The 25,276-nt window shown below is 71.2% G+C and carries 26 protein-coding genes; 9 read left to right on the top strand and 17 right to left on the bottom strand.

Annotation, left to right across the window (positions count from 1 at the left end):
- Positions 1-11: 11 nt before the first annotated feature.
- A complete protein-coding gene (locus ACFZAM_RS13035) occupies positions 12-701 on the bottom strand; it encodes a TetR/AcrR family transcriptional regulator C-terminal domain-containing protein (protein WP_391045427.1) in 690 nt (229 codons plus the stop codon).
- Positions 702-891: 190 nt separating this feature from the next.
- Between ACFZAM_RS13035 and ACFZAM_RS13040 the strand changes: the two genes are divergently transcribed.
- On the top strand, positions 892-2,328 hold the full coding sequence (locus ACFZAM_RS13040) for an MFS transporter (RefSeq protein WP_391045430.1): 1,437 nt from the start codon (positions 892-894) through the stop codon (positions 2,326-2,328).
- 107 nt (positions 2,329-2,435) lie between these two features.
- Here the strand turns inward: ACFZAM_RS13040 and ACFZAM_RS13045 are convergent, their stop codons facing one another.
- Positions 2,436-2,951 carry a hypothetical protein gene (locus tag ACFZAM_RS13045; RefSeq protein WP_355345675.1) on the bottom strand — a complete coding sequence of 172 codons (516 nt, stop codon included), beginning with the start codon at positions 2,949-2,951 and terminating at the stop codon, positions 2,436-2,438.
- A gap of 325 nt (positions 2,952-3,276) precedes the next feature.
- On the opposite strand from ACFZAM_RS13045, the gene ACFZAM_RS13050 reads away from it, so the two are divergent.
- Entirely contained in the window at positions 3,277-4,899 is a 1,623-nt protein-coding gene (locus ACFZAM_RS13050; protein ID WP_391045433.1) for a hypothetical protein, read from the top strand.
- 257 nt (positions 4,900-5,156) lie between these two features.
- Positions 5,157-7,154, top strand: coding sequence for a hypothetical protein (locus ACFZAM_RS13055; protein WP_391045435.1), 1,998 nt, complete (start codon positions 5,157-5,159; stop codon positions 7,152-7,154).
- An 83-nt stretch (positions 7,155-7,237) separates the two neighbouring features.
- On the opposite strand, the gene ACFZAM_RS13060 is transcribed toward ACFZAM_RS13055, so the two are convergent.
- A complete protein-coding gene (locus tag ACFZAM_RS13060; RefSeq protein ID WP_391045438.1) occupies positions 7,238-7,711 on the bottom strand; it encodes a hypothetical protein in 474 nt (157 codons plus the stop codon).
- Positions 7,708-8,193, bottom strand: coding sequence for an ATP-binding protein (locus ACFZAM_RS13065; RefSeq protein WP_391045440.1), 486 nt, complete (start codon positions 8,191-8,193; stop codon positions 7,708-7,710). Before ACFZAM_RS13065 ends, ACFZAM_RS13060 begins: the two co-directional genes overlap by 4 nt.
- Positions 8,194-8,515: 322 nt before the next feature.
- On the opposite strand from ACFZAM_RS13065, the gene ACFZAM_RS13070 reads away from it, so the two are divergent.
- The 5 genes from ACFZAM_RS13070 (at position 8,516) to rpsN (ending at position 11,334) form a co-directional block, all read left to right on the top strand.
- Positions 8,516-9,397, top strand: a complete 882-nt coding sequence (locus ACFZAM_RS13070) for a Scr1 family TA system antitoxin-like transcriptional regulator (protein WP_391045442.1) — start codon at positions 8,516-8,518, stop codon at positions 9,395-9,397.
- 1 nt (position 9,398) lies between these two features.
- Entirely contained in the window at positions 9,399-9,638 is a 240-nt protein-coding gene (locus ACFZAM_RS13075; protein ID WP_317452483.1) for a DUF397 domain-containing protein, read from the top strand.
- 56 nt (positions 9,639-9,694) lie between these two features.
- Positions 9,695-10,510 carry an SAM-dependent methyltransferase gene (locus ACFZAM_RS13080; RefSeq protein WP_391045445.1) on the top strand — a complete coding sequence of 272 codons (816 nt, stop codon included), beginning with the start codon at positions 9,695-9,697 and terminating at the stop codon, positions 10,508-10,510.
- Between the two features lie 282 nt (positions 10,511-10,792).
- Positions 10,793-11,029: a 50S ribosomal protein L28 gene (gene rpmB / locus ACFZAM_RS13085; RefSeq protein ID WP_391045448.1), complete on the top strand. Its 237-nt coding sequence runs from the start codon at positions 10,793-10,795 to the stop codon at positions 11,027-11,029.
- Positions 11,029-11,334, top strand: a complete 306-nt coding sequence (gene rpsN, locus ACFZAM_RS13090) for a 30S ribosomal protein S14 (RefSeq protein WP_391045451.1) — start codon at positions 11,029-11,031, stop codon at positions 11,332-11,334. The genes rpmB and rpsN overlap by 1 nt, the downstream gene beginning before the upstream one ends.
- 23 nt (positions 11,335-11,357) lie before the next feature.
- On the opposite strand, the gene ACFZAM_RS13095 is transcribed toward rpsN, so the two are convergent.
- From ACFZAM_RS13095 to ACFZAM_RS13120, 6 genes are all read right to left on the bottom strand, one after another.
- Positions 11,358-11,795 (bottom strand): NUDIX domain-containing protein, encoded by a 438-nt coding sequence (locus ACFZAM_RS13095; protein WP_391045454.1) that lies wholly within the window; start codon positions 11,793-11,795, stop codon positions 11,358-11,360.
- 157 nt (positions 11,796-11,952) lie between these two features.
- On the bottom strand, positions 11,953-12,954 hold the full coding sequence (locus tag ACFZAM_RS13100; RefSeq protein WP_355345706.1) for an ABC transporter substrate-binding protein: 1,002 nt from the start codon (positions 12,952-12,954) through the stop codon (positions 11,953-11,955).
- Positions 12,955-13,063: 109 nt separating this feature from the next.
- Positions 13,064-13,816 (bottom strand): ATP-binding cassette domain-containing protein, encoded by a 753-nt coding sequence (locus tag ACFZAM_RS13105; protein ID WP_391045645.1) that lies wholly within the window; start codon positions 13,814-13,816, stop codon positions 13,064-13,066.
- A gap of 17 nt (positions 13,817-13,833) precedes the next feature.
- Positions 13,834-14,877, bottom strand: a complete 1,044-nt coding sequence (locus ACFZAM_RS13110) for an amino acid ABC transporter permease (RefSeq protein ID WP_355345709.1) — start codon at positions 14,875-14,877, stop codon at positions 13,834-13,836.
- Positions 14,878-15,101: 224 nt separating this feature from the next.
- Positions 15,102-15,233, bottom strand: a complete 132-nt coding sequence (locus ACFZAM_RS13115; RefSeq protein ID WP_355345712.1) for a putative leader peptide — start codon at positions 15,231-15,233, stop codon at positions 15,102-15,104.
- 143 nt (positions 15,234-15,376) lie between these two features.
- Positions 15,377-16,096: a TetR family transcriptional regulator gene (locus tag ACFZAM_RS13120; protein ID WP_355345715.1), complete on the bottom strand. Its 720-nt coding sequence runs from the start codon at positions 16,094-16,096 to the stop codon at positions 15,377-15,379.
- Between the two features lie 81 nt (positions 16,097-16,177).
- On the opposite strand from ACFZAM_RS13120, the gene ACFZAM_RS13125 reads away from it, so the two are divergent.
- Complete coding sequence (locus ACFZAM_RS13125) at positions 16,178-16,630, top strand: anthrone oxygenase family protein (protein WP_391045460.1); 453 nt, start codon at positions 16,178-16,180, stop codon at positions 16,628-16,630.
- A 224-nt stretch (positions 16,631-16,854) separates the two neighbouring features.
- Here ACFZAM_RS13125 and ACFZAM_RS13130 read toward each other — a convergent pair whose 3' ends face one another.
- From ACFZAM_RS13130 to ACFZAM_RS13160, 7 genes are all read right to left on the bottom strand, one after another.
- Positions 16,855-18,426, bottom strand: a complete 1,572-nt coding sequence (locus ACFZAM_RS13130; RefSeq protein ID WP_391045463.1) for an oleate hydratase — start codon at positions 18,424-18,426, stop codon at positions 16,855-16,857.
- 91 nt (positions 18,427-18,517) lie between these two features.
- Entirely contained in the window at positions 18,518-19,198 is a 681-nt protein-coding gene (locus ACFZAM_RS13135; RefSeq protein WP_391045466.1) for a class F sortase, read from the bottom strand.
- Between the two features lie 262 nt (positions 19,199-19,460).
- Positions 19,461-19,901 carry a hypothetical protein gene (locus ACFZAM_RS13140; protein WP_188279498.1) on the bottom strand — a complete coding sequence of 147 codons (441 nt, stop codon included), beginning with the start codon at positions 19,899-19,901 and terminating at the stop codon, positions 19,461-19,463.
- Between the two features lie 734 nt (positions 19,902-20,635).
- On the bottom strand, positions 20,636-20,782 hold the full coding sequence (locus ACFZAM_RS13145; protein ID WP_391045470.1) for a hypothetical protein: 147 nt from the start codon (positions 20,780-20,782) through the stop codon (positions 20,636-20,638).
- A 217-nt stretch (positions 20,783-20,999) separates the two neighbouring features.
- Entirely contained in the window at positions 21,000-23,495 is a 2,496-nt protein-coding gene (locus ACFZAM_RS13150; RefSeq protein WP_391045473.1) for a glycoside hydrolase family 3 N-terminal domain-containing protein, read from the bottom strand.
- Entirely contained in the window at positions 23,492-24,325 is an 834-nt protein-coding gene (locus ACFZAM_RS13155) for an ABC transporter permease subunit (RefSeq protein ID WP_391045476.1), read from the bottom strand. Before ACFZAM_RS13155 ends, ACFZAM_RS13150 begins: the two co-directional genes overlap by 4 nt.
- The gene (locus ACFZAM_RS13160) at positions 24,325-25,266 is read right to left on the bottom strand and encodes an ABC transporter permease subunit (RefSeq protein WP_391045647.1); all 942 of its coding nucleotides are present in this window, start codon (positions 25,264-25,266) and stop codon (positions 24,325-24,327) included. Before ACFZAM_RS13160 ends, ACFZAM_RS13155 begins: the two co-directional genes overlap by 1 nt.
- Positions 25,267-25,276 lie beyond the last annotated feature (10 nt).

Genomic DNA, 25,276 nt, shown 5'->3' on the forward strand with positions numbered 1-25,276 from the left:
GAGAACACCTGCTACGCCGACGGCCGGGGCGTGTGGATGATGCCGTTGAGCAGGACGTCGAATCCCCAGCTCAGACGGCCGGTGCCGGTGCCGCTCAGCAGGTCCATGCCGAGGGCGGCGATATGGGGGTAGGTGTCGGGCGTGGCGGAGAGGATCGCGTTCGCGAGGTCGCTCTCCTCCTGCTCCGCGCCGTCGGCCACGCTGCGGGTGCCCTGTTCGGTGGCGGTGGAGGTCGCGAAGTGCAGCAGCAGGTCCACCGCCCACGCGGTCCGCTCCGCGGGGACGCCTTCGGCCAGCAGCGCGAGCAGGCCGTCGACCAGCCGTAGGTAACCGGGGCCCGCGGGCCTGGTCACCAGCGCGGACTGGGCGAGCCCCGGGTACTCCATCAGGGCCCTGCCGTACGACCACAGGAGCGTGAACAGCCGCTCGCGCCAGTCCCCTGGCGCGGCCACCGGGCCGAGGTCGAGTCCGGCGAGCAGGTCGTCGAGCATGTACGCGCGCAGCTCGGCGGTGTTGCTCACGTAGACGTAGAGCGAGGCCGGGCCGGTGTCCAGCTCCTGGGCGAGGCGGCGCATCGTGACGCGGTCGAGCCCTTCGGCGCGCATGATCTCCAGCGCCGTGCCGACGATCCCCTCGCGGGAGAGCGCGGGTTTGGCGGGCCGGTCGCGGCGGCTGATGGGGGCGGCTTTCCCAGGCGTCATCGCCTCAGCATAACGAACACGTTCGCCCGGCCATGGCGTGATCACGCCCCCTGGAACGAACATGTTCGCTCTGAACGCGTTCGCGACGAACATGTTCGTGTACGGTGGTGGATGTGGTCGGACAGACCGGTCCGATCACGCAATGTCACAGCGGACGTCACCCGACGTCACCCCGGAAGGAGGTCCCGCCATGACCACCGCGACCACGACTTCGACCGCGCCCCGTCCCGCGGGCACCAGCACATCGGCCCGGCTGATGTGGGCGATCCTGGGGCTGGTGCTGCTCGCCGACGCCCTGGACATGATCGACTCGACCGTCACCAACATCGCCGCGCCCACCATCAGCGCCGAGCTGCACGGCGGCCAGGGCCTGATCAAGTGGCTGGGCTCCTCCTACATGCTGGCCATGGGCGTCCTGCTCGTCATCGGCGGGCGGCTCGGCGACAAATTCGGCCAGCGCCGGATGTTCCTGATCGGCATGGGCGGCTTCACCGTCGCCTCCGCCGTGGCCGGGCTCTCCCCCGATCCCGGACTGCTGATCGCCGCCCGCGTGGTGCAGGGGGCCTTCGGCGCCCTGATGATCCCGCAGGGCATGGCGATCATGACCAAGACCTTCTCGCGCGACATGCTCGGCAAGGCGTTCGCGTTCTTCGGGCCGCTGCTCGGCCTGGCCTCGGTCGGCGGTCCGATCCTGGCCGGATTCATCATCGACGCCGACCTCTTCGGCCTGTCCTGGCGGCCGATCTTCCTGATCAACCTCGTCCTCGGCGCGGTCGGCCTGGTCCTGGCGGTCCGGCTGCTCCCGCACGACGACGGGGACCGTACGGTCGTCGTGGACGGGATCGGCTCGGGTCTGCTCGCCGTCACCATGTTCGGCCTGCTCTTCGGCCTGGTCGAGGGCTCGACCAACGGCTGGACGGCCACTCCCGTCCTCTCCCTCGTCGTGGGCGTGGCGGCCTTCGCGGCCTTCGCCCGCCGCCAGAGCACGGCGGCCGACCCGCTGCTGAAGGCGTCGTTGCTGCGCAACCGCGGCTTCAGCTCGGGACTGGTCGTCGGGCTCGTGGTCTTCGCGACCACCAGCGGGCTGATCTACGTACTGTCCCTGTTCATCCAGGAGGGCCTGCACGCCTCGCCGCGCACCGCTTCACTCGCCCTGCTGCCGATGACGCTCGGCATCATCGTGGCCGCGGGCGCGTGCATGGCGCTGATCAAGAAGCTCGGCCGCACGCTGATCTTCGTCGGCATCGCGATCCTGCTGGCGGGCGGCGGCTGGCTGCTCGCGCTGGTCGCCCACTCGGGCACCGGCGTGGGCCTGTGGACGCTGGCCGCGCCGATCTTCGTCACCGGGCTCGGCATGGGCGCCTGCTACGGCACGATCTTCGACATCGCGCTCGGCGACATCAGCCCCGACGAGGCGGGCAGCGCCAGCGGCTCGCTCTCGGCGATCCAGCAGCTCGCCGCCGGTATCGGTTCGGCCGCGGTGACCTCGGTCTTCTTCCAGACCGCGGGCGGCGGCCTCGGCCACGCCATGAAGATCAGCCTCGCCGTCGTCCTGGGGCTCAGCCTGCTGTGCCTGCCCGCGGTCGCGCTGATGCCCAAGCGCGCGCCGGAGGAGACCGGCCACTAGCGGGTCAGGCCGCCGCGAGGACCCCGCTCCCTTGGGGGGGCGGGGTCCCGGCGTGCGTGCCGCGTACCGAGTCGCGCCGGGCGAATCCCGTACGACGAGGTGAACCGCTACCAGGTGAACGCGGTGGACTGGGCGCTGGTGGCGATGCAGTAGACGGTGGTCACCGAGGGCGAGGTGGTGACGATCTTGACCGACCAGTTGGTGGCGCTCGGCGTGCCGGACAGCACCCAGGAGTCGGTCTTGTCACCGGCGGCGAGCGTGCCGGTGGACTGCGGGAGCGGGCCGAGGGTGACGGCGCCGGTCATCGCGGGGTTCACGGTGCCGGAGAAGTCGACCTCGGTCGAGCCGTTCTTCTTGACCTTGATGGTCGTGGTGATGCTGTTCGGCGGCACCGTGGTGCCGGCCGGGACCGTGATCGTGGAGGAGCTCAGTTTCAGTTTCTTGACGCCGCCGGAGTCGGTGGCGGTCAGCGTGGCCGTCCCGCTGCCCCAGGTGCCGCAGTTGTAGCTGGCGGTGGCGGTGGCCGGGGTGACGGCGACCGCGTGCGGGGCGAGGGTCAGACCGGCGAACAGTGCGCCGCCGCTGAGGACGGCGATCGTCCCCATGCGCTTGGATCTGGACATGGCAAAGCACTCCAATCAAGCAGGGTGAGGGTGCGCCGGGGGACGACCTCGCACAGGCACCCTTGACATCCCGTTGTCGAGTGACTACCCGCTGTCCGGCCCGGCGCGCTGGTCGGGAGTGAAGCCCCATGACCTTGAAGAGTCAAGCGCCACGGGACGACGTGACCCGCGGCCGGCCTCGCCCGGTGCGAACGGCGGCCCAACACCGCGAGGTTACCGGCGGGTTCGCATTGACTTCTGCGTCCCGCGCTGTCGCAATGCCCTGGAACCAGCACCTGACGCACCGTCATATACACGTATGCGTCCCGGAGTCAGGAGGCACGCGTTGCATCATGCAGGGCAGTTCTCTCTACGGCGCCTCGCGCGGGCGGCGGTGCCGGCTCTGGCCCTGGCCGCGGCCTGCACGCTGGCCGCCCCCGCGGCGCACGCGGACACGGTCACTCCGACCGTGCACTGCGTGCTGCCCGCCGGACAGGGTGAGAACACCGGGCCGCAGTCCGTCTCGGTGACCCTCACCCCGGCCACGGTCGCGCCGGGCGGCAAGGTGCACGCCGAGGTCACCCTCGGACCCTCGCCCGCGACCAGCCCGCTCGCACTGTCCGCCGTACCGACCACGCCGAGCATCTACTTCACCATGTCGGGCGGGGCGACCGGGACGGTCTCGGTGACCGGCCCGACCGTTCCCGTGGACATCCCGGCGGCGCCCGCGCCGATCGTCATCCCGCCCTACGGAGGGGACTTCTTCGTCCCCTCGGACGCGTCGGGACCGGTGACGTTCACGCCGTTGAAGATGAACACGCAGACGGTGGTGCTCGGCAGCACCTTCCAGACGCCCTGTGGCATCGTCTCGGGCAGCGGCGGCATCGGCACGGTCACCGTGCAGGGCGGCGGCGGTGGGGCCACCACGCTCACCGCCCCGGCCTCGGCCGTACGTCCCAGCACCTCGGTCGCGCTGAGCGGCAGCGGATTCACCGCGGGGGGCACCCCCGTGGTCTCGCTGTGCGACGCGCAGGGACTGGGCTGCGACCCGTCCCGCTTCACCGCCGACACCCTCGCGATCGACTCGTCCGGCGCCCTCTCGGGAAGCGCGACACTGGCCGCGTCGTCCGTGATCGCCGACGGCTCCTACCAGGTCCAGGTCAGCGACGGCGCCAAGCACGCCACCGCCGACCTCACCGTCAAGGCGTTCGTGCCCACGGGCGCCCGCAGCGTCACGCTCTCGCCCGACCACGGCCCGCTCGGCACCGTGGTGACCGTCAGCGGCGGCAACTTCCACCAGGACCAGTACATCAACGTCTGGGGGGTGGACGCCGACGGCAACCAGACCGCCGACGACGCCGTGTACCCGGTCAGCACACCCGACGGCACCTTCAGCGCCGAGTTCACCGTCAACGACCCCGCCACCACCGCGATCCACACCGACGAGAGCGGTGCGGAAGGCTCCGACGTGAACGCGAAGTTCACCGTGGGCGACAGCGGCGGCGCGACGGCCACCCAGAAGATCAGCGCCACCGTCACCGCGGGCAATCTCCAGATGACCCAGTCCGGGGACACCATCGACTTCGGCACCATCCCCCTGACCGGACGGTCCCAGACCGCCACCAGCGCGCTCAACACCGTCACCGTCGTGGACTCCCGCGGCGTCGACCTCGGCTGGTCCCTGACCGGCACGCTCACCGACCTGACCTCGGGTCAGAACACCATCCCCGCCTCGGCCGTCCGTTGGACACCCGACTGCGTCCGAAGCTCGCAGAGCGTCGGCACGCCCGCACCGGGCACGCCGGGCCCGCTGGGCAGCACCGCGGCGACACTGTGCCAACTCACCGCGGCCGGCGGCGAGAAGGTCGTCGGCGGCACCGTGAAGGTCAACGCCGACATGGACCTGCGGCTCCCCGCGGTGACGGCGCCCGGCGACTACAGCGCGATCCTCACACTCACCCTCACCTGAGCGCCACGTCCCCGTTCCGCACCAACCGACTCCGACGTCCCTCCTCCTGATCCGTTCCTCCCCCGGGCCCATCTCCCGGGCCCATCTCCCGGGGGAGGAACGGCCCGGACCCGACCCCCGCTCCTTCTCCCCCGGGGCTCATCCCCCGCGGACCCATTCCCCGGGACCCCACCCCGCGGACCTTCTCCCTCTTCCCGGACCCCTCCCGTGCCCAGGCTCAGGGAGGGGTCTGCCATGCCCGAAAGGCGGCGCAGCAGATGTTCCCACCCTTCCACCGCAGGCCCGGACGGGGCTGGCGGGCAAGAATCGCCACGGGCGCCGTCGCGGTGCTCGCCCTCGTCGGCGCGGGTCTGACCTCCGCGACGACGGCCCGGGCCGCGACCATCAACCCGACCGTGCACTGCACGCTCCCGGCGGGTCAGGGCGACGCCACCGGGCCGCAGTCGATGACGGTGACCCTCACCCCGGCCGTCGTCACCCCCGGCGGCAAGGTGCACGTCACCGTCACCCTCGGCGCCAGCCCCGCCATCCCCGGCACCTCGCTGTCCAATGTGCCCACCACGCCCTCCATGGACCTGGCGATGTCCGGCGGCGCCACCGGCACCGTGACGGTCACCGGCCCCACGGTGAACATGAACTACCCCTCGGGGCAGCCCGTCGTCGTTCCCCCGTACGAGGGTGACATCTATCTGCCCGCCAACGCCTCGGGGGCCATCACCTTCACGCCGACCCGTACCCTCACCAGCACCGTGGTCCTCGGGGGTACGTACCAGACGCCCTGCGTGGTCACCGCGGGCGGCGGACCGGTCGGCACGGTCACCGCGCAGGGAGCGGGCAGCGGCGCGTCGCTGTCCGGGCCCACCGGAGCGGTCCGGCCGCACACCGCGATCGACCTCGCGGGCGGCGGCTGGACGGCCGGCGGCACTCCGACGGTGTCGCTGTGCGACGCCAACGGCGCGGGCTGCAACCCGGCCGACTTCACGTCCAACACCCTCGCCATCGACAGTTCGGGCATCCTCACCGGCACCGCGACGCTCGCCGACGCCAACACCGTGGCCGACGGCTCCTATCAGATCCAGGTCAACGACGGCACGACCCACGCGAACGCGCCACTGACGGTCAAGGCGTTCGCGCCCACCGGTCCGAGAACGATGACGCTGTCCCAGAACAACGGCGTGGTCGGCACGGTGATCACCGTCGTGGGTCACAACTTCCGCCAGGACCAGTGGATCAACATCTGGGGACTCGACGCCGCCGGAAACGCCCTCGACGATGCGGTCTACGTACAGAGCCTGCCCGACGGCACGTTCAGCACCGACTTCACCATCGACAGCGCCGACCTGGTGGCCGTCTACGCCGACGAGAGCGGCACGGCCGGGACCAGCGTCACCGTACCGTTCACCGTCACCACCACCGCCGTGACGCTCAGCGCCACCACCCCGACCGTCCTTCCCGGCCACGCGGCGACGCTCACCGGATCGGGCTGGCCCGCGGGCACCACCCCGACCGCCGCGCTCTGCGCCGCGGACGGCACCGCATGCTCGACCGCGTCCGTCTCGTCGAGCAGCCTGAGCATCGCCTCCGACGGGAAGCTCTCCGGCTCGGTCACCGTGGCGAAATCCGTCGCCAAGGGCTCCTACCAGGTGCAGGTCACCGCGGGCTCGATCCACGTCCTCGCGCCGCTGTCCGTCGCCACGACGTTCATCACGCTCAGCCCCGCCTCCGGTCCCGCGCACACCAAGGTCACGGTCGTCGGCCAGGGCTGGGCGCCGGTCGCCACGGTGGAGATCGACGGGCTCAAGGCGGACGGCTCCCGCACCTCCGACAGCTACGCCACCAAGATCATCGGCCTGGACGGCACCTGGTCGCAGACCTTCACGGTCAACGACCCGGCCACGGTGGCGCTCTACGCGCACGAGTGGCTGATCAACGGGCACACCGCGACCGCCGCCTTCGCCGTCAACGGCAGCACGGCCCCGCCCGCTCCCGCCTACTCGCTCAGTCCGGCCGCGGGACCGGTCGGCACCTCCGTACTGGTCAGCGGGCGGAACTTCGCCCCCGTCGCCACGGTCGTCGTGTCCGGGCGCCGCGCCAACGGCGCCCAGAGCTCCGACTCCTCGGTGCTGCGCGTCATCGGTCTCGACGGTACCTTCGCGCTCGACTTCACCGTGCGCGACCCGAAGACCGTCGGCATCATGGCCGCCGAAGTGCTGGTGAACGGCAAGACCGTCCAACTCCCCTTCACGGTCCGCTGAGTTGTCACCCACGGCCTGCCCGGACCGCCCGCGCGGCGGCTCCGGGCAGGCCCCGTGCCGGTCCGGGCCGCCAGTCGGGGCCGCTACTCGACGGTCATCGCGGGCTGCACCCCGGCGATGCAGCAGGCCGCGAAGTACAGCAGGATCGGGTGCGTGTACGGCACGGCCTGGTCCGGCGGGTGGATGACGTCGTGGCCGCCGGACACGTCGGGCAGCGTCTCGTACGCGGGCACCAGCACGGCCGCGTCGACCAGGTAGCGGGTGGAGGACGGCCACTCCACGTCGATGTCGGAGCCGGTCGGCACGATCCACGACCACTGCCGTCCGTTGGTGAGGACGCAGCCGGAGCTGGGCAGGCAGCCGAGGATCCGCATGCCGTGCTCCGCGGACGTCTCGACCACGTCGCAGGCCAGTCCCGGCGGGAAGTCTGCGGTGGTCGGGACATGGATCCGTTCCCTGGCGGCCGAAGGCCCGTCCACGCGGGGGGCGAGCCAGTCGAGGCGGGTGCCCCGGGGCGGCAGGGCGGAGCGACGACCGGCCGGGGGGACACGCTTCATCGGGGGGCCTCCGAGTACGTGGCCGACGCGTCGTCGGCCGGGGCGGCGGGCACGGTGAAGGTGGCCCAGGCCGTCCAACCGGCTCCGGGCGAGGGGACGTTGATCCCCCAGGTCGTACTCAGGGCCTCCACGACGACCAGCCCGCGGCCCCCCTCGTCCGGCGGCCGGGCGTCGTGCCGCGACGCGCTGCGCCCCTCGGAGCCGACCTCGACGTAGACCTCGGGGCCGCCGCCGCGCAGATGGCAGGTCACGCTGTCGCTGAGGCTGTGCACGATCGCGTTGGTGACCAGCTCGGAGACGACCAGCACGATGTCGTCGCGGACGCCCTCGGGCAGGCCCCAGCGGTCGAGTTCCGCGCGGGCCTCGTGGCGGGCGGCGCTCACGGAGGTCCGGCGGGCGGCGAGACGGAAGACGGCGTACACATCGCCGCTCGGGCGCGACGACGTGATCGGTGGGGTTCGGAGACCCGTTAATGCTGCCATGGCCGTCACCTCTCGTGGGGGCCGCGTATGTGGGGTCGCGGTTGCGCGCTCGGCGGCATCACTGCCGGGCTCGACCATCGGCGTCACTGCCTGTGTCGGTGCTTCCGCGATGACGACGGCTGAGGACGACCGGGCGCGTGGCGGTTCCTGACAACGTAGTCATCATGGTGATCGGCTACGCCGTCGACTCCAACTATGGTGCTGCTACCCTCAACTCGCAAGCCACAAAGTGCAATTCGCAGAATGAGCCAGGGCGGCGGGAGACTGCGGGGCAACATGGCACACTGCGGCGAGCACTGAACATTCGCACGGGGAGGTAGCAATGGCGGCCACCGACAATGGGTGGGGCGGCGGCCCTCCTACGGTGCTGCGGATGATACTGGGACGCCAGTTGGAGGAGCTCAGATCCCGCGCCGGCGTCTCATTCGAGCAGGCCGGCGAGGTCATCGGGGTGAGCCATTCGACGATCCGCCGGATGGAACAGGCCAAGGTGGCACGGCTGCGGCTGTCCGACGTCGAGAAGCTGCTGCGCACCTACGGCATCACGGAAACGGCCGAAATCGAGACCTTCCTCGAACTCGCCCGCGAGGCCAACAAGCACGGCTGGTGGCACACCTACCGCGACGTGATGCCCGACTGGTTCGGCGCCTATCTCAGCCTGGAGCAGGCGGCGGTCCACATCCGCGCGTACGAGGCGCAGTTCATCCCCGGCCTGCTCCAGACCGAGGAGTACGCGCACGCGCTGCTCACCGCGGGCGACCCGCAGGCGTCGGCCGAGGACATCGACCGCAGGGTCGCTCTGCGGCTGACCCGGCAGCAGATCCTGACCCGTGCTCAACCCCCGCTGCTATGGGCGGTGATGGACGAGACGGTGCTGCACTGGCCGGTCGGCGGACCGAAGGTGATGCGCGCTCAGATCGACCGTCTGCTGGAGATCGGCGAACTGCCGAACGTACGCCTTCAGATGATGCCCTTCACCAACGGGCCGCACCCGGCGACCCGCGCGGGGGCCTTCCAGCTCTTCCGGTTCGAGGCCGCGGAACTGCCCGATGTCGTCTATCTCGGCGGCCTGATCGGGTCGACCTACCTCGACAAGCAGGACGAGGTCGCCGCGTACCGCGAGGCCATGGACCGGCTCGCCGCCCAGGCGCCGCAGGAGAAGAAGACCAAGGCACTGCTGGGTGCCCTACGCAAGGAGCTCTGACGTGGATCACATTCGCAACGGCATGAGTGCCGCCGACCTCGGGCCCCACGGCTGGCACAAGCCGTGGAGCGACGATGCCGGCGGAGCGTGCGTCGAGGCGATGAAGCTGCCCGACGGCCGGGTGGCGCTGCGCCAGTCCACCGATCCGGGCGGCCCCGCGCTGATCTACAACCGCCGGGAGATCGAGAGTTTCATCCGGGGCACCAAGGCGGGCGACGCCGACTTCCTGCTCCAGCAGTGACGCCAGGCCGCGCGAGCGGCACCACCGCACATCGACAAGGAAATCCGGAGGACCGCGTGCCCGAGAACGGCTGGCCGGCCGACCGTATCGACACCAAGAACCCGCACCCGGCACGGGTGTACGACTACATCCTCGGCGGCAAGGACTACTACCCTCCCGACCGCGAGGCGGGCGACGCCATGGTGGAGGTGTGGCCGTCGATCGTGCCGCACATGCTGGAGAACCGGAAGTTCATGCACCGCGCCACGCGCTACCTGGCGCAGGAGGCGGGCATCCGGCAGTTCGTCGACATCGGCACCGGCATACCGACCCGGCCGAACGTGCACGAGGTCGCGCAGTCCATCGCCCCCGAGTCGCGGGTGGTGTACGTGGACAACGACCCGATCGTGCTCACGCTCTCGGCGGGCCTGTCCTCCAGCACCCCCGAGGGGCGGACCGAGTACATCGAGGCGGACATGCGGGACCCCGCCGCGATCCTCGGCTCGCCGCAGTTCCGCGAGACCATCGACCTCGGCAAGCCGGTGGGCCTGACGTTCATCGCGATCGTCCACCTGATCATGGACGAGGACGACCCGCTCGGCATCGTCCACCGCCTGCTGGACCCGCTGCCGTCGGGCAGCTACCTCGCGATGTCGATCGGCACGGACGACTTCGCGCCGGAGGAGGTCGGGCGCGTGAACGCCGAGTACACCGCGCGCGGCATGCCGATGCGGCTGCGGAATCTCAGCGAGGCGCAGGCGTACTTCGAGGGCCTGGAGCTGGTGGAGCCGGGCATCACGCAGGTGCACCGCTGGCGGCCGGACGACTCCGTCGACCCCGCGGTGCGGGACGAGCAGATCGCGATGTACGGAGCGGTCGCCCGTAAGCCCTGATCGCCTCCCGTGCCCCTGTGGCCTGGTCTCCGGTGACGCCGGAGGCCGGGCCGCGACGCGTTTCAGGGGGGCGCTGCCGTGTCCCGGACAGGGGGCAGTGCGGGAGTGCGGCAGTCCGGCCGCCGGCCGCCGGCAGCCGGTAGCCGGTAGCCGGTAGCCGGTAGCCCGACGTAATGACATTCGTTTCCATTAAGGTACGGTGGGGCCGGTCGCCGGGGCATCGGCGGCGGTCGTCCGGGCCGTCGCGGGCCCTCGCGAGTCCGCAACCGCCCTGGAGGCACCGTGTCCGCCCACTGCCAGCTCACCGGGCGCAAGCCCGGTTTCGGCAACGCCATCTCGCACTCCCATCGGCGCACACCGCGCCGGTTCGACCCCAATAAACAGCGCAAGCGCTACTGGCTGGCCTCCGAGGGCCGCTTCGTCCGGCTGACGCTCAGCGCGAAGGGCATCAAGACCGTCGACCGGATCGGCGTCGAGGCGGCCGTCGCCCGGCTGCGCGCCCGCGGGGAGAAGGTCTGATGGCCAAGAAGAGCAAGATCGCGAAGAACGAGCAGCGTCAGGCGGTGGTCGCCCGATACGCGGCACGCCGGGCCGAGTTGAAGCGGATCATCGCCTCCCCCGCCACCACGCCCGGCGAACGTGCCTCCGCGCAGGCCGAGTTGGGCCGACAGCCGCGCGACGCGAGCGCCACCCGGGTTCGCAACCGGGACGCGGTGGACGGCCGCCCGCGCGGCTACTTCCGCGCCTTCGGCATCTCACGGGTCCGGCTGCGCGAGCAGGCGCACGCGGGGTTCCTGCCGGGCGTGCGCAAATCGAGCTGGTAGCTGTCTCTCCCCCGCGCCTCAGTTCAACTTCGGTGTGTCCATGCGTAGATGGCGCGCTTGTAGGAGCTGGGCATGTTCAACTCGGGGATGCTGTCGAGCGGGAAGAGCGAGGACTCCTTGTGCTCCTCGGCCGTCGGCGGCGGCTGGTCGGGCGGCAGCAGCGAACAGCCGTACGTGACGACCAGGACGCGACGGCCGGGCGCGGTCTCGTGGATCCACACCCCGTCGTCGATGAGGCCGTCGGCCTCGACCAGCCAGCCGGTCCTCTCCAGCACCTGGCGTTCGACGGCGGATTCGGGGCTGTCGTCGGCCCGTCGTCCGGTCTGCTCGGCGCCCGACTCCAGGTGCCCGCCGGGGAGTTCCCACTCCTCGCGGTCGTTCCTCGACAGCAGGACACGGCCACGCGCGTCGAGCACCACGGCCTTGACGGACACCGGCCACACAGGCGGCTGATACGGCATGGAAATCCTCATGGGGCGAAGGGACTTCGCGGGACCGTAGCACGCGGAGGTCGGCCGGTGTGATCGTCGTGCGGGGCCGCGCGGCCCGGACCCCGTGCCCGAGCGGCACGGGGTCCGGGCCGCGCCGGAGGCGGGCGCGGTCGGAGAGCGGCGGGTCTCAGAAAGTGGCCGCCGGGTTGACCTCGGACTTGGTGATGCCCGTGCCGGGCACGTCCCACTTCGCGAAGATCTTCGCGTAGGCGCCGTCGGCGATCAGCTTGTTCACGGCGTCGCTGAGCGCCTTGCCGATCGGTGAGCCCTTCGCCGTCACGAATCCGACCGGCGTGGTGCTGATCTGGCCGAGGTACTTCGTGTGGGGCACATGCGTGGCGTCGTACTTCAGCGCCAGCGTCGGGCCGAAGTAGATGTCCACCTTGCCGTTCGCCAGCCCCAGGAAGATGGGGGCGGAGTCGGTGAAGTACTGCACCTTGTACGGCTTCTTCCCGGCGCCCGAGCACTTCGAGGCGCCGTCGGTGAGGATCTGCTGGAAGGTGGAGCCGGGGCTGGTCGCCACGGTCAGCCCGCAGAGGTCGGTGAGCTGGGTGACCGAGTCGACGGGCACGTCCTCGGCGCCGAGGAAGGACTGGCCGTCGTTGAGGTAGGTCGCGAAGTCCACGACCTCCACGCGGGCCTTGGTGACACCGAAGTTGTCCTGGCCGACGTCGTACCGGCCGTTCTGCACACCGGGGATGACGGTCGGGAAGGTGCCGTACTGCACCTTCCACGTGATGCCGAGGACCTTGCCGACGGCGTTGCGCAGGTCGACGTCGAGGCCGATGGGCGTGCCGTCCTCGCTCTCGCCGCCGTGCGGAAGGCCGGTGACGCCCGGCGCGCGGGTGGTGCCCAGGGTGAGCGTGCCGCTGCTCTTCGCCGCGGCGGGCAGCTCCGCCGTCAGCGCGGGGTCGGCCGCGATGCCCGAGACGACGTCCTCGGTCGGGATGGCGGTCGATCCGGCCGACGCGGACGACGACGAGGTGGCGCCGGCTGCCCGGGACTTCGGCGTGCCCGAGTCGTCGGACGAGTCACCGCAGGCGGTCAGCAGGGCGAGGCCGATGACGGCGGTGAGCGTGGCGGCGGCCGGCCGCGGGAGCCGGCGGGCGGGGCGTCTTTCGGTGGTCACGGGGGTGCCTTTCGCAGCGGGGTCGAGACGAGTGCGGGCAGGTGTGTGCGCGGCCTGGCGTGAACCGCGCGACGGCGAGCGTCAATTCGGGGGCGATGCGGGACCGGCGCTACAGGACGGCCGCGAGGAAGGACCGCGCCCTGGGGTGGCGGGGGTCGGCGAGGACGTCGGCGGGCGGCCCCGACTCGATGATCCGGCCGCCGTCGAGGAAGGCGACGGTGTCGGCGACCTCGCGGGCGAAGCCGATTTCGTGGGTGACGACGATCATCGTCATCCCGCTCACCGCGAGGTCCTTCATCACGGCGAGGACGTCGCCGACGAGTTCGGGGTCGAGGGCGCTGGTGGGCTCGTCGAAGAGCAGCAGTCTCGGCTCCATCGCGAGCGCGCGGGCGATGGCGACGCGTTGCTGCTGACCGCCGGACATCTGCCGGGGGTAGGAGTACTCGCGTCCGCCGAGCCCCACCTGTTCCAGCAGGGCGCGCGCCCGGACCGCCGCCTGTTTGCGCGGCACGCCGCGCACCGCGACCGGCGCCTCGGTGATGTTCTCCAGCACCGTCATGTGCGGAAAGAGGTTGAACTGCTGGAAGACCATGCCGACATGGGCACGCTGCCGGGTGATCGAGCGGGCGCGCAGTTCGTGCAGTCGGCCGCGGCCCGGCCGGTAGCCGACGATGTCGCCGCCGACCTCGACGAAGCCCGCGTCGGGCCGCTCCAGGTGGTTGACGCAGCGCAGCAGCGTGGATTTCCCGGAGCCGGAGGGGCCGAGCAGGACGGTCACCTCGCCCTCGTGGACATCCATGTCGACGCTGTCGAGGACGAGTTGCGTGCCGAAGCTCTTGCGCAGGCCGCGGATCCTGACCAGCGGGCGTCCGTCGTCGGTCATGACAGACCCGCCAGGTCGGTCCTGGTCCGGCCGAACACCGGGATGTTGGCGCGGGTGACCTCCCAGAAGCCGCGCTTGGGACCACCGCCGCCGCCGCGACCGCTGCCGCGCGCGTAGTACCGCTCGACGTAGAACTGGCCGATCGACAGCAGCGTGGTGAGGATGACGTACCAGACGGTGGCCACCAGCAGCAGCGGCATGATGAGGAAGTTCTGGTTGTAGATCAACTGGGCCGAATACAGCAGGTCCTGGACGGCGATGACGCTCACGATGGAGGTCGCCTTGAGCATGCCGATCAGCAGGTTGCCGGAGGCGGGGATGATCGCGGGCATGGCCTGCGGGAGCACGATCTTGCGGAAGATCCGGCCGTTGCCGAGGCCGAGCGCCTGCGCGGCCTCGCTCTGTCCCGGGTCGACGGACAGGATGCCGCCCCTGACGATCTCGGAGGAGAAGGCGGCCACGTCGAGGGTGAGGCCGACGTAGGCGGCGAGGATGCCGCTGAACAGGTGGGCGGTCTTGACGGTGACGAATTCGTGGCCGAAGGGGATGCCGAGCGATATCCGCGGGTACAGCGAGGCGAGTTCGTACCAGAAGAGGAGTTGTACCAGCGGCGGCACGGAGCGCAGCAGCCAGACGTAGCCGAAGCTCAGGGCGCGCAGGACGGGGTTGCGGGACAGGCGCATCGCGGCGATGCCGATGCCGAGGAGGTAGCCGCTGGCCATGACGGCGCCCGTCAGCCACAGCGTGAGTTCCAGGCCGTGCAGGATCGATCCGCGCAGGAAGTAGTCGCCGACGGTGCCCCATTGGAACCGCTTGTTGGTCAGCAGGGTGTGCACCAGCATGGCGAACAGCACCAACAGGACCAGCGCGGAGACCCATTGGCCCGGCCTGCGCAGTGGTACGAGCCTGGCGGCGAGCAGTTCGTCGTCCGTGGGGCGGCGGTCGAGGGCGCGCGGCGCGCGGGTCTTCCCCGGTTCGGCCGGTGGTGGAGGATCTTCGGGCACAGCGCGTAGGCGCTGGAAGGTGTCCTGGTGCTCCATGATCGGTGCTTCCCGTCTGGATGTGCGGTCGCGGCAGCGCGCGAACGGCGTCAACGGCCCCGTGCGGCAGGCGGGTTGACGTCGGGAAACGGCGGCGGGGGGGGCGAGCGCGCAGGGGTGTGCGGGGGTGTGCGGGCGCGCGTCGGCGAACGGCTACGCGCCGCCGTGCGGGAAGCGGGGTCGACGTCCCGACGGGACGTGCGGACCTGCGGGCTCCTGGACGGTCAGCGGGCCGGGAGGGTTTCCGGACACAGGGCGCTGCTCACGCGCAGCAGGTCGACGTGGCGCCTGGCCACGTGGAGCTGGAAGGACCCGCCGGGGCGGGGTGTGCCGCCGCTGTCGTGTGCGCCGCGCATGCCCGTCCCCTCTCTCGCGTCGGTCCTGCCGGAAAACAGCAATCACGGTAACCGGCCCGTGCCGTGGGGACAATGCCCGCGCGAGTGACGGAGATCGCACGCGGGATACGCATGAAGCGCCGTCCCGTACGGCCGACCCGGCGTTATCCGGCGTCCGGCGCCCCGAACGTCCGCAGTCCGGCGTCGATGAGGTTCGCGGCACGGTGAACGTCGACGGTGACCGCGTCCCGCACCTGGCCGGGCGTCCGGGTCCCGTCGAGGTGGCGGCCGAGGCTGCGGAACTGCACGGGCCACAGCCCGAGCAGTGCGGTGGCCGTGATCTGCGGCTCCGGGTCGCCGGGCTCCGCGCCGGTCCTGCGGGCGAGCAGTCCTGCGGTGACGGCGACGAGTTCGTCGCGGATCTCCCGTTGCTGGGCGCGCAGCGAGGGGGTCGAGTGGATGAGCGCGCCGAAGCGACGGAAGTCCGCGGCGGCGCCGGCCCGGTCGTCCTGGGCGGCGAGCCAGGAGGTGACGCTCGCCAACTCGTCGGCCAGGACCCGCAGCGCCGCCGCGACCGGTGAGAAGCCGGGAGCGGGGTCGGAGAGCGCCACTTCCAACGAGGCCGCGGTCGCCTGCGGCAGGTCCAGGATCAGCGATTCCTTGGTCGGGAAGTAGTTGAAGACCGTCTTCTCCGACACCCCGCACGCCTCGGCGATCTCGGCGACCCGTACGGCGTCGAAGCCGCGCTCCACGAACATCCGCGTCGCCGCGTCGGAGAGCTGCTGCCGCATCAGGCGCTTCTTGCGCTCGCGCAGCCCCTCACCCTCGGGCTCCCCCGCGGCGGGCGCGCGCAGCACCGTCCAGTTCACCGTGCCCCTGCTCATGCGCACAGCATAGTGCGGGAGCATAATTTATTCTGCTACTGTAAATTTACAGTGACAGTAACCACGGGGAGGCGCATCACCATGAAGACCTGGCAGCTGGTCAACATCCTTCTGTCGGCCGCGGTCTCGGGGATGTTCTGGGGTCCCTGGCTCGCCCTCACCCGGTCCATGCCGCGCTTCGAGCCGGACTTCATGCTGCCGCTCGTGCGGAGGCTGAGCCGGAACATGGCCCAGGTGATGACCGTGCTCATGCCCGCGGCGCTGCTGTCCGCGGTTCCCGTCCTGGTGCTGTCCTACGACGGGCACCGCCGTACGTTCTTCCTCACATTGGCGGCACTCGCGCTGTTCGTCGTCGCCCTGGTGGTGACGGCAGCCGTCGAGGTCCCGATCGTCACGCGCATCGGGACCTGGACGGTCGACACCCTTCCCGACGACTGGCAGGGGCTCCGGGACCGCTGGGGCCGCTTCCACCTCGTACGCATAGGCGCGTCGGTGACCGGGGTCGCTCTCCTACTGGTCGCCGCGGTCTACTGAGCGCTCGTTCTCGGTACGGCACGCCGATTCTGGCCGAGCGCCGCCGGTCGAGTGTCGAGGTCTTCGCCCGGCTCATCGACCGGCTGCCCCCCGACGAGGCGGCGGCGCTGGCCGCCGCCGTCCCCGCGCTCGAACACCTCCGCGCCCTGGACGACGCGCAGCGCGAGCCCGGCCCCGCCTAACCGGCGTCAGCGGCGTCAGCGGCGTCAGCGGCGTCAGCGGCGTCAGCGGCGGTGGAGCGTCTGCACCGCCTCGATCAGCACCTTCGGGTCGTGGCCGCCCTTGTGGACCGGCGGGGGCTGCCGCTCGAGACCGAGCAGTCCCGCCACGGCGGTCCACGCGGTGCGCACCGAGTACTCCACGGTGAAGACGACGTCGTCGGGCACTTCCGCGTACTGCCCGATGAAGGCCAGGTTGGTGGAGCCCTCGGGGACCACCTGGGGGCGGTCGCCCGCGGAGCGGACCAGGAACTGGCTGGTGATGTACGGCATCATCGCCGGGATCACGATCGAGTCGTCCAGAATGCGCGGGCGCTCGGCGAACCGCAGGTGCTGAAGGACCTCGTCCAGGATTTCGCGGCCGGTGCACCGCGCCATCGGCTTGCCGACGAAGTCGCCCTCCCGGTCGGGGAAGAGCGCGTAACCCCACCAGACGTACGTGTCCTCGGGCTGCTCACGGAAGTGCGGCTGGTGGTTGAGGACGATGGTCAGCAGCCACGTGGAGTCCTTGAACGTGATCAGGCCGCCCTTGCCCGCCTCGCTGCCGCTGAACTCCTCCATCAGCTTGAAGAAGAGCGGGTCCTTGGTCGTGACCGTGAACGACTCCCAGGTGGAGTCCTTGACGGAGGAGTCGAACACCTTCGGGTCGCCGAGCCCGCGGCGCTTGGCGGCCAGCGTCTCCCACAGCGCCCAGGACCCGGCGGTGCTCGTGGTGTCCAGGACGGGCACGGTGTCGGTGTCGCCGAGGGTGGAGTTCGCGGTCATCGAACCGTTGGTGACCATCACCAGGTCGTCGGGGCCGACCGCCGTCTCCTCGGTCGCGCCGCCGCGCACCCAGGTGATGGCCTCCACGGTGAGCTCGTCGCCCGGCGCGAGCCGCAGATCGGTGACGCGGGTGCCCAACTGCACGACGACGCCCTGGTCGGCGAGCCACTTCATCAGCGGACGCACGATCGAGTCGAACTGGTTGAACCGCGTGCGGTAGATCCCCGACATGCTGTCGAAGGTCTTGAACAGGTGCACGAAGCGGTTCAGATAGCGGCGGAACTCGATCGCGCTGTGCCAGGGCTCGAAGGCGAAGGTGGTGCACCACATCGCCCAGAAGTTGGTGTGGAAGAACTCCTCGTGGAAGCAGTCCGCGATGCGCTTGCCGTCCAGCAGCTTCTCCGGGGTCGCCACGCACGCCACCAACTCCAGCCGGTCGCGCTCGGAGAAGGTCATCGAGTGCGCGTCGATCACCTTCCCTTCCGCGTCCACCAGCCGGGCGTGGTCGTTCCAGGCGAAGTCCTCGTGGAAGGCGAAGGTGTCCTCGGTGACGGACTTGGTGGGGTCGTCGAGGGAGGGGACGGAGGACAGCAGGTCGTAGGTGCAGTCGAAGTGCACCTCGAACATCCGGCCGCCGCGCATGGTGTAGCCGCTCTCGGGCGTGCCCGCCGCGTCCAGGCTCCCGCCCTCGCGGTCCTGCTCCTCCAGGATCACGATGTCGGAGCCCGTGAATCCGCCCTCGCGGATCAGGAACGCCGCCGCCGAGAGCGACGCGATTCCGCTTCCCACCAGATATGCCTTGGCCACAGCCACTCCTCGATCGGTGTCGTTCGGTACGTCGGAACGTTCGGTGCGTCGGTGTCGGCCGGTACGTCGGAGCAGGTACCCCGGGCACGTCACGGCCTCAGAGGCGGGCCCCGGTCAGGTGGGCGTAGACGACGACATTGCCCAGGTACTGCTGCCGCTTCTTGTCGAATCCGCCGCCGCAGGTGATCAGGCGCAGCTCCGGCCGGGAGGCGGGACCGTAGACCTTGTTGTTCGGGAAGTCCTTGGCCGCGTAGACCTCGATGGCGTCGATCGTGAACAGGGCGGTACGGCCGTCCTGGCGGTCCACCTCGACGGCGGCGCCCTTCTTGAGCGCGCCGAGGTTGTAGAAGACGGCGGAGCCCTGCCGGGTGTCGACGTGACCGGCGAGGATCGCGGTGCCGACGGCTCCGGGCGCCGTACCGCCCCGGTACCAGCCCGCCAGATTCCGCTCGTCGTCCGGCGGCGCGTCGAGGTGGCCGTCCTGTCGCAGGTCGAGGCCGGTCACCGGGGCGTCGAGGCGGATGGAGGGAATCCGGACCTCGGTCGGCGCCGAGGGCGGCAGCACCGTGATCGCCGGGACGCCGGGCCGCGTCGGCGCGGGGTTCGGCGTGTCGTCCTGCGCCGCGAACGCCTGGGCTGCGCCCGGCTGCGGCGGGGGCGTCTGCGACTGGGCGCCGTTGCTGATCAGGGTGATCCCGACGGACACCGCGACCGTCGTCAGCACGGTCAGCGCGATACGGCGGAGCAGGCCGCTGCCTGCGGGGGCGTTGTGGTCCACGGGGTCTGCCTGTCTGACGTCACGTAGGGGGAGGCGGCTCGGGCTGCCGAAAGACGCGGCCTGCCGGGGGACGCGGCCAATCGGATGACGCGGCGAGCAGGCGCCGGGGCGCGGCCCCGCACCGCGCGGTACGACCACGGAGTACGGGGCACGGGTGCGACCGCGGCGGGCCGGCGAGGCCGTGACGGCCGGTGACCAGGACCGCGTCAGGGCTGCGTCAGGGCTGCGCGCCCCGCGTCGGCGACCTCGCGTCGGACCTTCGTCAGACCTGGCCACCGGCGCGGCGGCGGCGCAGTACGAGGGTGCCCGCGCCGACGACACCGAGCAGACCGGCGCCGAGCGCGATCTCGGTGGTGTTGCCGCCCTCGCTCGTGCTGCCGATGCCGGTGTGCACGGTGCCGGACGGGACCTTGGCGTCCGGGCAGACGCGCGAGGCGTCGGAGGCCGTGACGTTGACCTGGTTCTCCAGCGCGGAGAGGTTGTCCTGCTCGGCGGTCCCGGGGTGGCCGCCCGCCGCGACCTGCTTCTTGTAGTCCGCCAGCGCGGCGTCGTAGTCGGCCTGCGCCTTGTCGGCGGCGGCCACCGCCTTGGTGCACTCGGCCGTGGTCTGCGGCAGCGCGGCGGCGGCGTGAGCGGCCGGAGCGGCCAGCGCGATGCTCGCACCGAGAACGGCGGTGCCCAGAAGCGTGTTGATCGAACGCATGAGTGATCCTCCAGCGAGTCCGGACGCGGATGCCGGTGCACCGCAACGGGGGAAATCCGTGCTCGCGCTTCCGAGGCAACCCGGCGGCCGGGCACCGCGCCTGCTGACAACCCGTCACTTCTGGCGGCATCCGGCAGCGTGTCGCGCTCGACATGCGGCAATTCCACAGGTCAGCGTGGTATGGCGGCTCCGCCCGACGCTCCGTCACTCGGATCGCCGAATGGGTGAGTCCGCGCGGGCACGCGTCCGGCCCCGTATCCAGGCGGCATCCGACCCCGTACCCGACCGTGAGCCCGGCGTCCGCTCCCGGCCGCGAGCCCCGCCTCCGCTCCCGGCGCATGCGCCCGTCGGTCAGATCCAGCCGCGCCGGGTCGCGACCACCCCGGCCTGGAAGCGGTTGGTGACCCCGAGACGTCCGTCCAGGCCGCTCGTCCGGCGGCGCATCGTACGGATGGACCAGCCGAGCTGACGGGCGATGGCCTCGTCCTTCAGGCCGCCGACCAGCAGCGACAGCGTCAGCCGGTCCTCCCCGGCCGGCGGGTCCTCGGCCGGGGCGTTCAGCGGGGCGGCCTGCTGCCAGCACAGCTGCCAGTAGTCGGCTGCCAGCGGCTGGACTCCGTCGGCGGCTGGACCACCGCCGACGGCGGCGGGCGCTGGAAGGGGCTGCGCAAGGACGACGTCTACCGCGCCGTCGTGGCCGGTCCGAACCGGCGCGGCCGGATCTGGCGCGGCGGCTACGGCGGCGTCTTCTCCTCCGACGACCTCGGCGTCACGCTCACCAAGGCGGCGGGCGTCGAGGCGCGGAAGGCGTCGCGCAGGGCCGCGAGGCGGTCCCGCGGCAGCCCGGCGGGGGCGAAGAAGGCGTGGCCAAGGTCCAGCACGGCGCTCAGCGCGTGCAGAGCGTCCAGCCGCCAGCCGGGGAGCGGGGTTCAACATCTCGGCGATGTGGCGGCGCCTGGAGGCGCGGGCGCTACGGGAGGGACCCGCCGCTTCCCCGTCGGCGCCGGTTCCGTAACGCCGACAGCCGCGCCTCCGCACAGGGCGGGGCACGGCTGTCGGTCCGTCAGGTCACCGCTACAGAAGTGGCGTTCAGGATGTTCAGGACACGGAGTCCCGCTCGCGATCCGTCCTGAAGTCGGCGTGCAGCCTGCGGGTGTGGTCCACCGTGCGGACCGGGCCGGTCAGGGCGCAGACGACGGTGAGCCGCAGATCGGTGGAGGAGGCGCCGAGCCGCAGCTCCAACTCCCCCGGTTCCACGACGCGTCGGCCGTCGCGGCCGGTGAACGCGGCCAGGTCGGCGGGCACGGTGACCTCGACGCGAGCCGACTCGCCGGGCGCGAGGGCGACCCGGTGGTAGCCGACCAGCCGCTGCACGGGCTGCACGACCGAGGCGACCGGGTCGTGGAGGTAGAGCTGGACGACCTCGGTGCCGTCCCGACGACCGGTATTGCGCACGGTGAAGGCGAGGGCGATCTCCCCGTCCGTCCCGGTGTGCAGGCGCGGCACGTCCAGGTCCGTCCACTGGAATCGGGTGTACGTCAGCCCGTGACCGAAGGCGAAGGCCGCCGTAGGGTCGATGCTGGAGACCTCGCTGGCCTTGCCGAGGCGCGCCGCCAGATACGTGGACGGCTGGACGCCGGGGCGGCGCGGGACGCTGACGGGCAGTCGGCCGGAGGGCTCGACCCGGCCGCTCAGAATTCCGGCGACGGCGGCGGTGCCCTCCTCGCCGGGGAAGAAGGACTGCACGACGGCGGCGGCCTCGGTGGCGGCGCGGCCGAGCGCGTAGGGCCGCCCGGCCAGCAGGGTGACGATCAACGGGGTGCCGGTGCCCGCGAGCGTGTCCAGCAGGGTGTCGAGGAGCTGCTGCTGCACGCCGGGCAGCGTCAGCGACTCCGCGTCGCAGCCCTCGCCGCTGGTGCCGCGTCCGAACAGGCCCGCCCGGTCGCCGAGGGCGAGGACGACGGCGTCCGCGCCGCGTGCCACCCGGACCGCCTCGGCGAAGCCGTCGGTGTCCGCGCCGTCGATGCTCGCGCCGAGCGCCGAGACGATCCGCGCGCCGGGGAATTCGGCGACCAACGCCTCGCGCAGGGTGGGCAGTTCGATGCCGAGCGGGGTGTCGGGGTGCTGTCCGCCGACGTGTACGGGGAAGGCGTAGCAGCCCAGCACGGCGGTGGGGGTGTGGGCGTTGGGGCCGATGACGGCGATGGTCGCGGGGCGGTCCAGCGGCAGGGTGTCGCCGTCGTTGCGCAGCAGGACGACGCTCTGCTCGGCGACCTGCCGGGCGATGGCACGGTTGGCGGGCGGGTCGAGGTCGACCCGGCCGCGCAGCGCCTCGGTGTCGATCCCGGCGTCGGTGAGGTCGGCCGTGCCGTCTGCGGAGGCTGTGCCGTCGACGGAGGCCGTGCCGTCGACGGAGGCCGTGCCGTGGACGGAGGCCGTGCCAAGGCCCTTGAGGGCGGCGGGAGTCGGGTCCCAGTCGGCGTCGAGGAGTCCGAGCTGTGCCTTCTGGATCAGCACCCGGCGTACCGCGCGGTCGACGAGGGCTTCGGGCACCTTCCCGTCGGCGACGGCCTTGAGCAGGGGTTCGCCGTACGCCTTCACGGTGGGCAGTTCGACGTCCACGCCGGCCGCGAGGGCGGCGCCCGCCGCTTCGCCGAGGGTGCCCGCCACGCCGTGCAGCGTCTGGAGGAAGGCGATGCCGAAGTAGTCGGCGACCACGGTGCCGGTGAACCCCCAGGTGTCCCGCAGGAGTCCGGTCAGCAGAAGTTCGTCGGCGGCGGAGGGGACGCCGTCGGTGTCGGTGTAGGCGTGCATGACCGAGCGCACCCCGCTCTCCCGGATCGCCATCTCGAACGGCGGCAGGATCACGTCGGCGCGCTCCCGTACGCCCATGCCGACCGGGGCGAGATTGCGGCCCGCGGTGGAGGCGGAGTAGCCCGCGAAGTGCTTGAGGGTGGCGACGACTCCGGCGGACTCCAGACCCTGGACGTAGGCGGTGCCGAGGGTCCCGACGAGGTACGGGTCCTCTCCGATCGTCTCCTCGACGCGGCCCCAGCGGGCGTCGCGCACCACGTCGAGGACCGGGGCCAGGCCCTGGTGCACGCCGACCGAGCGCATGTCGTCGCCGATGGCGCGGGCCATGCGGCGGATCAGCGCGCGGTCGAAGGTGGCGCCCCAGGCCAGCGGTACGGGGTAGGCGGTGGCGCCCCAGGCGGCGAAACCGGCCAGGCACTCCTCGTGGGCGAGCGCGGGGATGCCGAAGCGGTTGGCCCCGGCGATGGCGCGCTGGGTGCGCAGCAGCGACAGCGCGCCGAGCGCGGGGTCGACCGGCGCGGTCCCGAACGACCGGGTGAGCTGCCCGAGTCCTTGCGGCAGCAGCGCCTCCAGGTCGACCGGCGCTTCCATCTCGTGCTGGAACGGGGCGACTTCGCCGCCGTCGTCGGACGCTCCGACCCAGACGCCGACGAGTTGCGCGGCCTTCTCCCGCAAGGTCATCGCGGAGATCAGCGCGTCGGCCCGCAGTTCGGGGGCCAGGTCGGGGTCGCGCCAGGGTTCGGTGACGGGTTCTGTCTCTTCGACCACGGTGTCGGTCACTTTCCTCCGACGCCCATGAGGCCCTGGACCAGGGCGCGCCGGGCGAACAGGTAGACGATGAAGATGGGCAGCATCGACAGCACCACCGCGGCCAGCAGGCCGGGGACGTCGATGCCGTGCTCTGTCTGGAAGTTGTAGAGGCCGAGGGTGATGACCTTGGACGAGTCGGACTGCGTCAGGACCAGCGGGAACAGGAAGCCGTTCCAGGACTGGAGCGCGGAGAAGACCACGATGGTGGACAGGCCGCCCTTGGACAGCGGCAGCACGAGCTGGAAGAAGACCCGCCAGGGCGCGGCGCCGTCCATCGCCATGGCCTCGTAGAGGTCGGGGGTGATGTCGCGCATGACGCCGGACAGGATCAGCGCGCACACCGGCATGGAGAACGCGGCGGTCGGCAGGATGACGCCGATGAGGTTGTCGTAGAGACCGGCCTTGGTGATGACGTAGAACATCGGCACGATCACGGCCTGCGCGGGGATGGCCAGGCCCAGCAGGAAGACCCGGAAGACGCCGGTGGTGAGGCGCCCACGGCCGCGGACGATCGCGTACGCCAGCGGCGGCACGAGCAGCAGCACGATGGCGACGACGGCGAGGGTGACCAGCACGGTGTTGAGGAAGTACTGGCCGAAGCCGTTGTGGAAGTCCTGCGTGTAGTTCTTCAGCGTGAAGTGGCGGGGGAAGCCCAGCGGGCCGCTCTTGAAGTAGTCGCTGCGGCTCTGGAGGGTCGCGGCGAGCATCACGTACAGCGGCAGGCCCACGAGGAAGAGCCAGACCAGGGAGCCGAGCCCGGCCAGGTAGTTGGGGCGGTGGCGGTTGGTTCGGCGTGTCATCACAGGCCCTCCGCCGAGCTGCGCATCTTGTCGTATCCGGAGACCTTGACGACGATCAACGAGACGATCGTGGCGATCACGATGAGGACCAGGGCGATGGCGGAACCGCCGCCGAAATCGAAGCTCTTGAACGCCTTTTGGTACATGTAGTAGGCGCTGATGGTGGTGTCGGTGCCGGGGCCGCCCTGGGTGAGGATCAGCACGGTGTCGAAGGTGGTGAGGCCGCCGACGACCATCAGGATCATCGAGGTGATCATGGTGTTGCGCAGTTGCGGCAGGGTGATGTGCCAGAACTGCCGGATGGTTCCCGCGCCGTCGATGGCCGCCGCCTGGTAGAGCACGGGCGGGACGGCGCGCGCGGCGCCCTGGTAGATCAGGGTGTGGAACGGGGTGTACTGCCAGGCGCCGACGAAGACGAGCACGCCGATGGCGCCGGACCGCATGCCGAGCAGATTTCCGTCCCCGAAGAGCCATCTGGCCTGTGCGGGCACACCGAAGTTGGGGTCGAGCATCGCCCGCCACAGGACCGAGATCGCGGTGGCCGACAGCAGCAGCGGGATGAAGTAGACCGCCGAGAGGATCGCGCGGTTGCGCTGGTGGCCCGCGGCCCAGACGCCGAGCAGCAGGCTCAGCGGTGTCTGGATCACGACGCCGAGCACCGTGATCAGCGCGCTGAGCCACAGGCTCTGGATCATGGTGTGGTCGTGGATCAGCGCCTTCCAGTTGGCCACGCCCGCCCACCGGGGTGAGCCGAGGCCGTCCCAGCTCGTGAAGGACAGCACGGCGACCAGCAGCAGCGGAACGACGGCGAAGCAGACGAAGAACAAGGTGGCGGGAACCGCCCAGGCCAGACCTGGGCGGGTCACCGCGGAGCCGGAGCGGCGGCTCATCCCGGCCCGGTGGGCCGTGCCGCTCCGTGCCGCAGGGGGCGATGTGGTGATCATGTGGAGG

This window comes from Streptomyces sp. NPDC008079, from assembly GCF_042957385.1.
Lineage (GTDB): Bacteria > Actinomycetota > Actinomycetes > Streptomycetales > Streptomycetaceae > Actinacidiphila.

Bases quoted from the DNA above. Each gene is read 5' to 3' on its own strand.
- ACFZAM_RS13040 (WP_391045430.1), top strand. From the start codon at position 892: ATGACCACCGCGACCACGACTTCGACCGCGCCCCGTCCCGCGGGCACC.
- ACFZAM_RS13125 (WP_391045460.1), top strand. From the start codon at position 16,178: ATGAAGACCTGGCAGCTGGTCAACATCCTTCTGTCGGCCGCGGTCTCG.
- ACFZAM_RS13035 (WP_391045427.1), bottom strand. From the start codon at position 701: ATGACGCCTGGGAAAGCCGCCCCCATCAGCCGCCGCGACCGGCCCGCC.
- ACFZAM_RS13045 (WP_355345675.1), bottom strand. From the start codon at position 2,951: ATGTCCAGATCCAAGCGCATGGGGACGATCGCCGTCCTCAGCGGCGGC.
- ACFZAM_RS13095 (WP_391045454.1), bottom strand. From the start codon at position 11,795: ATGCCGTATCAGCCGCCTGTGTGGCCGGTGTCCGTCAAGGCCGTGGTG.
- ACFZAM_RS13155 (WP_391045476.1), bottom strand. From the start codon at position 24,325: ATGACACGCCGAACCAACCGCCACCGCCCCAACTACCTGGCCGGGCTC.
- ACFZAM_RS13065 (WP_391045440.1), bottom strand. From the start codon at position 8,193: ATGGCAGCATTAACGGGTCTCCGAACCCCACCGATCACGTCGTCGCGC.
- ACFZAM_RS13115 (WP_355345712.1), bottom strand. From the start codon at position 15,233: ATGCGCGGCGCACACGACAGCGGCGGCACACCCCGCCCCGGCGGGTCC.
- ACFZAM_RS13060 (WP_391045438.1), bottom strand. From the start codon at position 7,711: ATGAAGCGTGTCCCCCCGGCCGGTCGTCGCTCCGCCCTGCCGCCCCGG.
- ACFZAM_RS13070 (WP_391045442.1), top strand. From the start codon at position 8,516: ATGGCGGCCACCGACAATGGGTGGGGCGGCGGCCCTCCTACGGTGCTG.
- rpsN (WP_391045451.1), top strand. From the start codon at position 11,029: ATGGCCAAGAAGAGCAAGATCGCGAAGAACGAGCAGCGTCAGGCGGTG.
- ACFZAM_RS13120 (WP_355345715.1), bottom strand. From the start codon at position 16,096: ATGAGCAGGGGCACGGTGAACTGGACGGTGCTGCGCGCGCCCGCCGCG.
- ACFZAM_RS13110 (WP_355345709.1), bottom strand. From the start codon at position 14,877: ATGGAGCACCAGGACACCTTCCAGCGCCTACGCGCTGTGCCCGAAGAT.
- ACFZAM_RS13140 (WP_188279498.1), bottom strand. From the start codon at position 19,901: ATGCGTTCGATCAACACGCTTCTGGGCACCGCCGTTCTCGGTGCGAGC.
- ACFZAM_RS13055 (WP_391045435.1), top strand. From the start codon at position 5,157: ATGTTCCCACCCTTCCACCGCAGGCCCGGACGGGGCTGGCGGGCAAGA.